We start from the raw sequence: 11,703 nt of genomic DNA, 5'->3' as shown, positions 1-11,703 counted from the left end.
TCAGGACGACTTCAGCGTGCCCTTGGGCAGCACCTGTTGTACGGCGCCCTTCTGCAGCTTGATCTTCACATTCGGGGCGATTTCGACCGTGATGAAGCTCTCACCCACCTCATCCACGCGGCCGGCAATGCCGCCATTGGTGACCACTTCGTCACCCTTGGACAGCGCCGACACCATGTTGCGGTGTTCCTTCTGGCGCTTCATCTGCGGACGGATCATCAGGAAATAGAAGACCACGAACAACAGAATCAGCGGCAGGAACGTCATCAGCGGATTCGCGGCCGGAGCGGCACCGGCAGCCGGAGCCGCCTGAGCGATCACGAAGGACATCGGAAGATTCATCAGCTTGTCTCGCAAGTAGTGGTACCAACAGGGATTTCTGCCAGCACCCGATAAAAGATCGTGGATTATGCCACGCGCCCCTGGACCCTGCATGCGCCGCAAGGCCCTCCCGCCACTGGTTCTGGCGGCGGGGAGGACGGTTTCCAAGGGGCTGGACCGTGGAAGGCTGGCGTTGGTTCCTGGGCAAACCCCCTTTCCCTCATCCCGACGGCTCCCGACCGCCGAGCTGGAAAGGGGGGCAGCCTCAGGCGATCACGGCACCCTGTCGACGGGCATAGAACGCCGCCACGAAGTCGTTCAGACGACCCGCGGCAATCGCCTCGCGCAGCCCGGCCATCAATCGCTGGTAGTGCCGCAGGTTGTGCATGGTGGCCAGCTGGCTGCCGAGGATCTCGTTGCAGCGGTCAAGATGTCGCAGGTAGGCCCGGCTGAAGCCGTTGCTGCAGGCGTAGCAGTCGCAGCCTTCCTCGATCACCCGGGTGTCCTGGGCGTACTTGGCGTTGCGGATGCGCAAGGTGCCCTCGGCGACGAACAGGAAGCCGTTGCGGGCATTGCGGGTCGGCATCACGCAGTCGAACATGTCGATGCCGCGATGCACCGCCTCCACCAGGTCCTCCGGCCGCCCCACCCCCATCAGGTAGCGCGGTTTGTCTTGCGGCAGCAGCGGCACGGTGAAGTCCAGCGTGTGGTTGCGCTCCGCTTCCGGCTCGCCCACGGCGAGGCCGCCCACGGCGTAGCCGTCAAAGCCGATCTGGACCAGGCCCTCGGCGGAACGGCGACGCAGGTTCTCGTACACGCTGCCCTGCACGATGCCGAACAAAGCATTCGGATTCTTCTGGTCATCGAATGCCCGCCGCGAACGCTCGGCCCAGCGCAGGCTCAGATCCATCGAAGTGGATGCCACCTTCTCGGTGGCCGGATACGGCGTGCACTCGTCGAAAATCATCGCGATATCCGAATCCAGCACCTTCTGGATCCGCATCGACTCTTCCGGCGACAGGAACACCTTGGAACCGTCGACCGGCGAGGCGAACGCCACACCCTCTTCCGTGATCTTGCGCTTGTGCGCCAGCGAGAACACCTGGAAGCCGCCCGAATCGGTCAGGATCGGCTTGTCCCAGCCGATGAACTTGTGCAGGCCGCCAAACTGCTCCACCACCTCCAGCCCCGGTCGCAGGAACAAGTGGAAGGTGTTGCCCAGGATGATCTCGGCGCCGATCTCGCGGATGTCCCGCGGCGTCATCGCCTTCACCGAACCATACGTACCTACCGGCATGAAGGCCGGTGTCTCCACCGTGCCGCGGTCAAACGTGAGGCGGCCGCGCCGGGCCGACCCGTCGGTGGCCTGAAGTTCGAAAGTCATGGAAGTCATTGGGGGGATTATCGCGTGTTCGGGGGATTCGTGCTTTTGGGGCGCTTTGGGGCTTTGCCTCATTAGCTCGTCATCCCTGCGAACGCAGGGATCCAGCGACTTTCGCCTTGGCTCAGGGTTTCGGCGACCTGGTTCACCGGCGGCGGCGCCAGCTCAAAAGGCCAAAGGCACTGGATCCCTGCTTTCGCAGGGATGACGGTGAGGGGGTATATGAGGGTGAGGGCTGCAGGACGGCTTACGGCGAGGGTTAGACAGGCGTTCCGCGCGCGCCACCGTAACCAGCCCTTCGGCCGTCGAAGGCCACTGGCATGACTAGCCAGGCGCGAACTAGCCGCCCGGCGGCAGTATCAACATCGCGTCGCCGTATGAGAAAAACCGGTACCGCTGCTCCACCGCATGGCGATACGAGCCCAGCATGAAATCACGCCCTGCCAACGCGGAAACCAGCATCAACAGGGTCGACTGCGGCAAATGAAAATTGGTGAGCAGGCCGTCGATGCTGGTGAAGCGATAGCCCGGGAAGATGAAGATCTGCGTTTCGCCGGCGAAAGGCTGAAGCTCGCCATCGCGGCTCGCGCTTTCAAGCGCTCGAACCACGGTGGTACCCACAGCAATCACCCGGCCACCTGCAGCACGCGTGCGGCGAATCTGCTCCACCAGGCTGGCACCCACATTCAGCCATTCTCGGTGCATCTGGTGATCCTTGATGTCGTCCGCGCGGATCGGCTGGAACGTACCGGCCCCCACATGCAAGGTGACATAGCCAAACTGGATGCCGCGTTCGCGCAGTAGCGACAGCATGGCCTCATCGAAATGCAGGCCTGCGGTAGGTGCAGCGACGGCACCGGGCTCGCGCGCGAACACCGTCTGATAACGTTCCAGATCGCTATCGTCGGCGTGCCGCTCGATGTACGGCGGCAGCGGCATTTCGCCGAGCCGGAGCAACAAGCGCTCAAGCGGATCGGGCGATTCGAAGCGCAGCCGGAAGAAAGCCCCGTCGCGACCCAGCACCACGGCATGACTGCCATCCGCCAGCTCGATGCGGCCACCTTCCTTCGGCTTTTTGCTGACACCCAATTGCACCGTGGCTTCGTGCGTGCCGGTGACACGCTCGATCAGGATCTCGACCGCGCCGCCGGTTTCCTTGCGCCCATGCAGCCGCGCCGGCAACACGCGCGTGTCGTTGAACACGAGCAGGTCGCCTTCGCGCAGGAATGCAGGCAGCTCGCGGAACAGGCGGTCCTGGCGCGTCTGTGCTTCCACATCGAGCACCAACAGGCGACTGGCCGAGCGCTCGGCCAGTGGCGCCTGGGCGATCAGCTCGGGCGGCAGTTCAAAATCGAAATCGGTCTTCTTCACGGCGGGGCTTGTGCGTCGAATAGGACATTATCGCGCAAAATCCGCTTTGGACGGCCACGCCCGGCCGCGGACCGTAGGCTGGTGGCGCATCCACCACGCCAGATCGCAGGTGCCGCGACGCATCGCTTACTCGATATGGAGCGCCGCCGTACCACGCCCGCAACGCAACCAGCCGATGTTCAGCTGATGGCCCGCGCGCAGCAGGCCGCCCTGCGTACGCTGCAGAAACAGGCCGCGAGCCGTGCGCAGCAAGGTGTAACCGTTGATGCCGTCGGCGGTGTCGCAGGCGGCATTCACCCGCACCAGCAAGGGTAATGACACATCGGCATTGCCCGTATTGATCAAGACCAGATCCTGCAAGGCGCTACCGCCCTTGGAGCGTGCCACGCCCAGCAGCGACGCCTTCAGCGGTAGCCGGGCCAGCACCGCGCGCCAGGTAGCCAGGCTCCAGGCCCGGCGGTCGTCGTCCGTGGGCAGACGGAACCAGGCAATGCCCGCCAGACCACGTGGCGCGTCAGACTCCATCGCGGCCACGAACCGCTGCATCGCCTGCGGATCGGCGAACAGCTCGCTGGCACTCGCACCGGCCACCCAGGTCGACTGCTCACTCTCGATGGTGGTGATTCGCCCCTGCTCGTCCACGCTCCCGCGCATGCCGTAAGTCGGCAAGGCCACGCGCCACGGCTTGTGCGTGCGACTGGCGAAGTCGGCCATCGAGGCGCGGGCCGTCGAAGGATTGAACAGACCTGCCCGTGGCGACTGCACGGCATGCACCTGTAGAACGGCCTCGTCTGCCTGTGCCAGCACGCCGTCCAATGCCGTACTGCCCAACCAGGAAGGCGATGCCGTAATCGACAGGCGCTCGCCCGGTTTCATGCGGGCACGCAACGCAGCCAGAAACTCCGCGTAGGCTGGCAACCGCTCGGTAGCGCAATCGCAATCAATCTCCACCCCGGCAAGCGTCAAGCCATGCCCACGCCAGGCATCCAGCAGGGGCTGAATCTCGGCGAGCAGCGTGGCGTCGTCCCATGGCGCAAGCTGTGCTTCGATGCGCACAACGGAAACGACGGGCTTGCCGGTGGCTGCAAGCGCCACCCAGTCGGGCGAGAACGTCCGCCAGTTTCCTTGCTCGTCCAGCTGGCCGGCGAGCACCCGCCACTCCGTCACCACATCGTTGCTTTGACGAACAGCCTGGGTCAGCGATGGCGTCCATTGCCGTTGCCAAACATAGGCATCGTTGGAAAGCGCGACCTTGCGACCGGAACAGGCCGCGAGGGCAGCAGCGAACACGACCACGCCCGCCAGGGACCAGGGCAGACGGCAAAGCAGGCGTGTGATCCGTGATGACAAAGCTGTGCTCGCGCAGACCAGCTGTCGCCCATTGCAACGCAATGCAAGCCGCCTGGCTACTGCAGGGATGCTCTGATCTATTCAATGAGGGTGGCATGATGTCCAGAAAGTTCGCGGGGTGCGGGGCGGGGCGCAGCGCAGGCTGGCTGCCTGGGCAAGCCGCGCACCGCGGCCTGCGGGCTTTCTGGACATCACCCGAAGGGCCGGTTCTGTCTGCCCGCAGCTGCGCGCCGCGCCGACTCGACAGGCAGCCTGCCTGCCGTCGCCGACGCAGCACACACCTGCGGGCAGACAGAACCGGTGACACCCTCATTGAATGGATCAGAGCATCCCTAAAGCCAGCCTTTCTGGCGGGCAAGACGGTACGCCTCGATCCGGTTGCTTGCGCCCAGCTTGCCGATGGCCTCGGAAAGGTAGTTGCGCACCGTGCCATGCGAGAGATTGAGCTGGCTGGCGATATCGTTGGCCGATTGTCCTTCCCCCGCCAGGCGCAGCACCTGGCGCTCGCGGTCGTTGAGCGGGTCGGCTTCCGACCAGGCCTCCAGCGCCAGTTGCGGGTCGATGGCGCGGCCGCCCCGATGCACCATGCGCAACGCCTCGGCCAGGTTCTCCGCCGGTGCGTCCTTCAGCAGATAGCCGGACACACCGGCGTCCAGCGCGCGACGCAGGAAGCCCGGGCGCGCGAACGTGGTCACGATGACCACCTTGATCGGCAGTTCATGGCGCTGGATGCGCTGCGCCAGCTCCAGTCCGGTCAAGCCAGGCATCTCAATATCGGTAACCAGGACGTCGGGCTTAAGGCGCTGTACTTCGCGCCACGCCGCCTCGCCATCGGCCGCCGAGCCCAGTACCTCGATATCCGTCTCGAGATTGAGCAGGGCCGACAGCGCGCCACGCACCATCGCCTGATCTTCGGCCAACAAGACACGGATCATGCGCTGCGCCTTGTGCGCGCCGCGCCCGCAACGCGGCCGGCGTCCAGCCCATGGGTGGAGAAGACGCCCTTGGCGTGGTCGCTCGTCTGCATAGCGGTCGTGCCCCTGTCACTTGAAGTTATCGTGCTTACTGTTACGGCGTTGACGCGCGCAAGACGCGGCAGCCGGGCCGTGCACGATTTACACATCGTCGTCATACGGCACGTCGCTCCAAAGGTGGCAGCGGCGTCGTATCCGCCGCGTTGTCTTCGGCGCCTTCGCCGTCCCATGGATTCGCGCGGATGCGCAACGGCACATGAATATGCAGACGCGTTCCGTGACCCGGCGGCGAATCAACCTCCAGCGAACCGCCCAACGCGCAGACCCGCTCGCGCATGCCGTTAAGCCCGTTGCCGCTGCTGCTGACACCGCCGCGACCGTTATCCTCAACACACAGACGCAAGACGCGGTCCACCACGGCAATCGACACGCGCGCACGCGTGGCCCCGGCATGCCGCGCAATATTGGTGACCGCCTCGCGCAGGATCAGCGCCAGACCACGCTCCACATCGACCGGCAACGACGGCGGCAGCACATCGCTGTCCAGGGCGACCGCGGAAGATTCCAGCAGCAGGCGTGCCGACGCCAGCTCGGCCGCAAGATCGGTGGCGCGTATGCCGCTCACCGCGGCGCGCACTTCGGCCAGCGCATGGCGGGCGACCTTTTCCGCCTCCTCCATTTCGCGTCGCGCGGCTTCGCTGTCGCGATCGAACAATTTGCGCGATAGCTCCAGCTTCAAGGTGATGAGTGACAGGGTATGCCCAAGCAGGTCGTGCAGGTCGCGACCGATGCGTTCGCGCTCGGCCGTGGCGGCCAGGCGACGTACCTCATCATGCGAGAGGCGCAGCTCGGCGTCCTTGCTGCTGCTGATGCGCTCGGCGTTGATAACCAGACCGATCGTGAACGTCGTCAGCGGAATCCACACCACGGCCTGCCACGGGTAGTGGCATAACCAGGCCTCCAACAGGCAGACGATGTTGAGCCCGAGCAGGACCACCATGTAGGTGCGCAGGCTCAGGCGGCTGCCCTGCAGCATCACGCAGCCATACACGAAATAGCTCAGCGCACTGGGGTACCAGGGCATCAAGCCAAGTCCCATCGCCACCAGCATCAAGGCGTACCGATAGTTGACCCGCCTCGATGACACAAAGCATTTGAAGTACAGCAGCAGGAAGACCGGATAGCTGATCAGGGTCAGCACGACCCAGCGCGTGGTGAATCCGTCGAACAACGGAGTGACGAAGACCCACAGGGACCACAGCAAGTGCACCGCATTGGTCCAGGGCGATTTGCCCTGGCGCATGGCGTGGGCCACCGGCGAATCCGGTGCGGGGGTCAACCAGGCGCGTATCGTCTGGCGCATTTCATCCACTCCCCGTGGTGTCTGCCTCTGGGGCTGCATGCTACTTCAACCGTGGCGCCGCAGGCGCCGCGCCGCCAGCAGCAGAAAGACTGCCGCATAAGCACCCAGTACGAGCACATGCGGCCAGGCGCTGGCCGCCCGCGACAGACCCATGGCGGCAAGGGCGAGTGCCTGCAGATGCGCGCTGGGCCATATCGGCGCGATGTGCTGCAACGTGGCCGGCAACATCGACAGGGGAACCCACAGGCCGGAGAGGAAGGACATCGGCAGGTAGATCAGGTTGAGCACGCCCGGCGCGCCCTGCCCCTTCACCAGCGTCCCGATAAACATGCCCATCGCGCAGAACGGCAAGACGCCAAGCATCCCGGTCAAAAGCAGCTGGCCCGCCTGCCCTGGGGCCACGCTCACCTGCGCCAGGCCCATGGCCAGGGCCAGCAGCAGCATGACGACCGCCCCCGCCGCCAGCATCGCCATCAGCATCTTGCCCAGCAGGTACGCGCCTGGCGGCATCGGCAGGGCGCGCTTGAGCGTGAGCAGACCGTTGTCGCGCTCGATCGCCAATGACACGCCAAAACCGAACAGGCCTGGACTCATCACGCCAAACACGCTGTAGCTGGCAAGCAGGTAGCGCGCGATGTCGGCGTGCCCACCGCGATTCATCACGATGCCAAACAGCAGGTAGAACATGGTGGGAAACAAGGTCACCGGCAACAGGAAGCCCGGCGCCCGCAGATAGCGCAGGCACTCACTGCGTGCTTCGGCGACATAGGCTGCAAGCAGGCGGCGCCATGGCATCTCGCCGGCGTCGATCAAGCCGGTGGAACCTGCATCAACGGTAGCCATCACGCGGCCTCCTGCGTCGTGGTCGTTTCGCGGGTGAGTTCGGTAAACGCCTCGGCCAGGCCAGCGCGCCGCACTTCCAGCTCGGTCACGGCGGGATCGGCATCCAGCAGGCGGCGCAGCAGGTTTTCCGGTGCGTCGGTGCAAATTTGCAGATAGCGTTGCTCGCGCTCGACCGAGGCCACGTTTGCCCAACGCGCCACGGCCACTTCATCCAGGTCCGTAATGCACCGAATGCGCGTCAGCGACACGCGCGAGCGCAACGCATCCACGCTGCCTTCGCTGATGACGCGCCCTTTGGCCAGCACGACGACGCGTTGCGCCAGCGCTTCGGCTTCCTCGAGATAATGCGTGGTCAACACCACGGCACAACCTTCGGCCACCAGACCGCGTATGGCCGTCCATAACCTCTGCCGCGCCTCGATATCCATGCCAACCGTCGGTTCATCGAGGAACAGCAACTCAGGTCGTCCGCATAAGGCCATCGCGAACTGCACGCGACGTTGTTGCCCGCCGGACAGTTTGGCGTAAGGCCTCAACAGAAGGTCGGTGATGCCAGCCAGGTTCGCGCAATCATCCAACGTGCGCGGCGACGGGTAATAACTCATGGTGAGCCGCAACAACTCACCCACACGCAAGGTCTGTGGCAGCGAGGCCGATTGCAGCATCACCCCGACCCGTCGGCGTGCACGCAGGCTTTGCGGCTCTTCACCGAATAGTTCGACACGCCCGGCATCAGCGCGGATCAAGCCCAGCAACAAGCCTATTGCGGTGCTCTTGCCGGCACCGTTGGGACCCAGCAAGGCCAGTAGTTCGCCGCGATGCAGCATGAGGTCCAGGCCATCCAGCGCCGTTAAGGAACCGTAATTCTTGACCGCTCCAACCAGGCTGGCGACGGCTGTGGCGTGCTGTTTCATGGGCCCTCCTCCTTGCCCGCCATGCTAGGCGCGACAAGGGTTTGCACGCAGTCGCCAGCGTCAGCCGAGCGAGGTGACAAGCGTCACACGGGGTACCGGAGGCGACTGGGCCGCGTTATGCTCAGGTGGCGGTTGCATTGCCACATCCCCGATGAAACGCAGTGCGACAAAGCCTTTGCAGGCTCGGGCAACGCCGCAGATTCATGCGTTCCCACATGCATTCACAGACGCGTCGGCGTGCATGCCAGCGGGACGGCAAGCACGTCGACTTTGAGGAGGTACCCATGGGTGTTATCAATCAGCTGCGCGAACTGCGCGAATTCGGCGGCGCTCCGCAGACCACCGGTTTGGACGACGCCACCATCGAGCGTTTCGCGGCCAGCCATCCACAGCTGGTACAGGCGATCGACGAGGCCGTCGCGCGCCATCGCGAACTGCGTGCCGAGCTGGGTGACTTCCTCAAGCTGGACGAAGCCGAACAGATCACCAAGACGCAGGCCGAGTTCGTCAATTTCTATCCCGACGACGCCATCAATCACTACCTGCCGGCAGCCGCACGCGGCCCCTGGGTGATCAGCCTCAAGGGTGCAGTGATCCACGACAACGGCGGTTACGGCATGCTCGGCCTGGGCCACAACCACGCGGCCGTCGACGCCGCGCTGGCGCGTCCCCAGGTGATGGCCAACGTGATGACGCCGAGCGTCTCGCAGATGCAGTTCACCCGCGCCATGGATCGCGAGCTGGGCCGCAACCGTGGCAGCAATCCGTATACGCGCTACCTGTGCCTCAACTCCGGTTCGGAGTCGGTGGGCCTGGCCTGCCGTATCGCGGACGTCAATGCCAAGTTGATGACCGATCCCGGTGCGCGTCATGCTGGCCGTACGATCAAGCGCCTGGCGGTAAAGGGGGCGTTCCACGGCCGTACCGACAAACCGGCGCTGTACTCCGATTCCACCCGCAAGACCTATCTGCAGCACCTCGCCAGCTACCGCAATGAAGACACGCTGCTGACCATCCAGCCATACGACATCGCGCAGCTCGAGGCGGTGTTTGCCGATGCGGACAAGCATGGCTGGTTCATCGAAGCGATGTTCCTGGAGCCGGTGATGGGCGAAGGCGATCCGGGTCGTGCCGTGACGCCCGAGTTCTACCAGAAGGCGCGCGCGCTCACCGAAGCACACGGCTCGCTGCTGCTGGTCGACTCCATCCAGGCCGGTCTGCGTGCCCACGGCGTGCTTTCGCTGACCGATTATCCGGGCTTCGAAAAGCTGACCCCGCCCGACATGGAGACCTTCTCCAAGGCACTCAACGCCGGCCAATATCCGCTGTCGGTGCTGGCCGTGAGCGAGCGCACCGCCAACCTGTACCGCAAGGGCATCTACGGCAACACCATGACGGCCAACCCGCGTGCGCTGGACGTGGCCCTTGCCACGCTCGGCGAGATGTCCGACGAGGTACGGCGCAACATCAGCGAACGTGGCCGTGAATTCGTCGACAAGCTCAACCTGCTGAAGAACGAACTCGGCGGTCTCATCACCAAGGTCCAGGGTACCGGCCTGTTGTTCTCCTGCGAGCTGTCACCGGAGTTCAAGTGCTACGGCGCGGACTCCATCGAGGAATACATGCGCGTGCGCGGCGTGGGCGTGATCCATGGCGGTACCAATTCACTGCGCTTCACCCCGCACTTCCTGGTGACCAGTGCCGAGGTGGACCTGGTGATCGCGCACGTGCGCCAGGCCTTGCTGCAAGGTCCGCGCAAGCTCAAGACCGAGGCCGAGGCGGCCTGAGCTGCCCACCCTGATTGACCTGCGGCGCGGCTGAACTCCAGCGCGCCGCAGGATGAATCGCCGCCGTACACTCCCTTGCGACGCCCCTCCCGCTGGAAGTAGCAGCAGGCATAGACTTGCGTCACCGGCACTCGCCGGTCTTCCAGGAGGGTATTCGCATGTCTTCGCGTATAAGCCTGATGGTCGCCAGCCTCGCGCTGGCCTTTGCCGCTTCCACTGCCGTTGCCGCACCGCAGGCTGCCGCCGGCAGCGCACCCGCCAAGAACTCGCAGCAGCAGCGCATGACCGACTGCAACAAGCAAGCGACAGGCAAGACCGGCGACGAGCGCAAAGCCTTCATGAGCAGTTGCCTCAAGGGCGAAAGCCCGGCCGCTCCCGCCGCCAAGCAGACGCAGCAGGAGAAGATGAAGGCGTGTAACGCCGATCCGCAGGCCAAGTCGCTCAAGGGCGACGCCCGCAAGCAGTTCATGAGCACCTGCCTCAAGGGCGACGCTGCCCCTGCGGCGCATTGATGCAGCCGTAGACGACGAAGGTGCCGGCCCAGGCCGGCACCTTTTTTGTGCGCGGCAGCGGGCGTAGGCCACAATCGCGCCAGCCCCCTGGGACACTCCCCCATGAAAATCGTCGAAGTCCGCCACCCCCTCATCCAGCACAAGCTCGGCCTGATGCGCCGTGCCGGCAGCAGTACCAAGGAGTTTCGGGAGCTCGCGTCCGAGGTGGCGGCCCTGCTCACTTACGAGGCCACCAAGGATCTGGAAACGATTGAGCAGGTCATCGAGGGCTGGGCCGGGCCGTTGACCGTGCATCGGATCAAGGGCAAAAAGATCACCATCGTGCCGATCCTGCGTGCAGGGCTGGGCATGCTGCCCGGTGTGCTCGACCTGATCCCGGCGGCGAAGGTCAGCGTGGTCGGCCTGCAGCGCGACGAGGAAACACTCAAGCCGATCACCTATTACGAAAAGCTCACCGGCCGCATGGATGAGCGCATAGCCCTGATCGTCGACCCCATGCTGGCCACCGCCGGCACCCTGGTCGCCACCGTCGACATGCTCAAGGCGGCCGGCTGCAAACGCATCAAGGGACTGTTCCTGGTGGCCGCTCCCGAAGGACTGAAGCGCATCGAAGCCGCCCATCCCGATATTGAGATCTATACGGCCGCGATTGACGAACGCTTGAACGAGCACGGCTACATCCTGCCCGGCCTCGGCGATGCGGGTGACAAGATCTTCGGCACCAAGCAGCTGCCCACCGCGTAAGCGCAGCGCCTCCGCGATACACCACACAGCCCCGCCTGGCCGCAGCGGGGCTTTTCATTTTTTTGGGAATGAGGAATGCAGCACGAAAGTCATCGGGGCGACATCTTGCCATGCCATCTTGCATGCACTGTTCCGCCCACCAG

General features: G+C 64.5%; 11 protein-coding genes. 3 read left to right on the top strand and 8 right to left on the bottom strand.

The window, feature by feature from the left end; translation table 11 throughout:
* From yajC to OUZ49_RS02010, 8 genes are all read right to left on the bottom strand, one after another.
* A complete protein-coding gene (gene yajC / locus OUZ49_RS02045; protein WP_266148265.1) occupies positions 1–342 on the bottom strand; it encodes a preprotein translocase subunit YajC in 342 nt (113 codons plus the stop codon).
* A 244-nt stretch (positions 343–586) separates the two neighbouring features.
* A complete protein-coding gene (tgt, locus tag OUZ49_RS02040) occupies positions 587–1,714 on the bottom strand; it encodes a tRNA guanosine(34) transglycosylase Tgt (RefSeq protein ID WP_266148264.1) in 1,128 nt (375 codons plus the stop codon).
* Between the two features lie 327 nt (positions 1,715–2,041).
* On the bottom strand, positions 2,042–3,073 hold the full coding sequence (gene queA, locus OUZ49_RS02035) for a tRNA preQ1(34) S-adenosylmethionine ribosyltransferase-isomerase QueA (protein WP_266148263.1): 1,032 nt from the start codon (positions 3,071–3,073) through the stop codon (positions 2,042–2,044).
* 126 nt (positions 3,074–3,199) lie between these two features.
* Entirely contained in the window at positions 3,200–4,423 is a 1,224-nt protein-coding gene (locus tag OUZ49_RS02030; RefSeq protein ID WP_266148261.1) for a DUF3142 domain-containing protein, read from the bottom strand.
* Positions 4,424–4,755: 332 nt separating this feature from the next.
* The gene (locus OUZ49_RS02025; RefSeq protein WP_266148260.1) at positions 4,756–5,358 is read right to left on the bottom strand and encodes a response regulator transcription factor; all 603 of its coding nucleotides are present in this window, start codon (positions 5,356–5,358) and stop codon (positions 4,756–4,758) included.
* A gap of 193 nt (positions 5,359–5,551) precedes the next feature.
* On the bottom strand, positions 5,552–6,760 hold the full coding sequence (locus OUZ49_RS02020; protein ID WP_266148258.1) for a sensor histidine kinase: 1,209 nt from the start codon (positions 6,758–6,760) through the stop codon (positions 5,552–5,554).
* Positions 6,761–6,805: 45 nt separating this feature from the next.
* Positions 6,806–7,603 (bottom strand): ABC transporter permease, encoded by a 798-nt coding sequence (locus tag OUZ49_RS02015; RefSeq protein ID WP_266148257.1) that lies wholly within the window; start codon positions 7,601–7,603, stop codon positions 6,806–6,808.
* Positions 7,603–8,517 carry an ABC transporter ATP-binding protein gene (locus OUZ49_RS02010; protein WP_266148256.1) on the bottom strand — a complete coding sequence of 305 codons (915 nt, stop codon included), beginning with the start codon at positions 8,515–8,517 and terminating at the stop codon, positions 7,603–7,605. The genes OUZ49_RS02015 and OUZ49_RS02010 overlap by 1 nt, the downstream gene beginning before the upstream one ends.
* A 284-nt stretch (positions 8,518–8,801) precedes the next feature.
* Between OUZ49_RS02010 and OUZ49_RS02005 the strand changes: the two genes are divergently transcribed.
* The 3 genes from OUZ49_RS02005 (at position 8,802) to upp (ending at position 11,560) form a co-directional block, all read left to right on the top strand.
* Positions 8,802–10,304, top strand: a complete 1,503-nt coding sequence (locus tag OUZ49_RS02005) for an aminotransferase class III-fold pyridoxal phosphate-dependent enzyme (protein WP_266148255.1) — start codon at positions 8,802–8,804, stop codon at positions 10,302–10,304.
* A 158-nt stretch (positions 10,305–10,462) separates the two neighbouring features.
* Positions 10,463–10,816: a PsiF family protein gene (locus OUZ49_RS02000; RefSeq protein ID WP_266148254.1), complete on the top strand. Its 354-nt coding sequence runs from the start codon at positions 10,463–10,465 to the stop codon at positions 10,814–10,816.
* Between the two features lie 102 nt (positions 10,817–10,918).
* The gene (gene upp, locus OUZ49_RS01995) at positions 10,919–11,560 is read left to right on the top strand and encodes a uracil phosphoribosyltransferase (protein ID WP_266148253.1); all 642 of its coding nucleotides are present in this window, start codon (positions 10,919–10,921) and stop codon (positions 11,558–11,560) included.
* The last annotated feature ends 143 nt before the right edge of the window (positions 11,561–11,703 follow it).

This window comes from Dyella halodurans (genome assembly GCF_026283925.1).
Classification (GTDB): domain Bacteria; phylum Pseudomonadota; class Gammaproteobacteria; order Xanthomonadales; family Rhodanobacteraceae; genus Dyella; species Dyella halodurans.
This window is presented reverse-complemented; position numbering and strand designations above follow the sequence as displayed.

Bases quoted from the DNA above. Each gene is read 5' to 3' on its own strand.
- yajC (WP_266148265.1), bottom strand. From the start codon at position 342: ATGAATCTTCCGATGTCCTTCGTGATCGCTCAGGCGGCTCCGGCTGCC.
- tgt (WP_266148264.1), bottom strand. From the start codon at position 1,714: ATGACTTCCATGACTTTCGAACTTCAGGCCACCGACGGGTCGGCCCGG.
- OUZ49_RS02025 (WP_266148260.1), bottom strand. From the start codon at position 5,358: ATGATCCGTGTCTTGTTGGCCGAAGATCAGGCGATGGTGCGTGGCGCG.
- OUZ49_RS02020 (WP_266148258.1), bottom strand. From the start codon at position 6,760: ATGCGCCAGACGATACGCGCCTGGTTGACCCCCGCACCGGATTCGCCG.
- OUZ49_RS02015 (WP_266148257.1), bottom strand. From the start codon at position 7,603: ATGGCTACCGTTGATGCAGGTTCCACCGGCTTGATCGACGCCGGCGAG.
- OUZ49_RS02010 (WP_266148256.1), bottom strand. From the start codon at position 8,517: ATGAAACAGCACGCCACAGCCGTCGCCAGCCTGGTTGGAGCGGTCAAG.
- OUZ49_RS02005 (WP_266148255.1), top strand. From the start codon at position 8,802: ATGGGTGTTATCAATCAGCTGCGCGAACTGCGCGAATTCGGCGGCGCT.
- OUZ49_RS02000 (WP_266148254.1), top strand. From the start codon at position 10,463: ATGTCTTCGCGTATAAGCCTGATGGTCGCCAGCCTCGCGCTGGCCTTT.
- upp (WP_266148253.1), top strand. From the start codon at position 10,919: ATGAAAATCGTCGAAGTCCGCCACCCCCTCATCCAGCACAAGCTCGGC.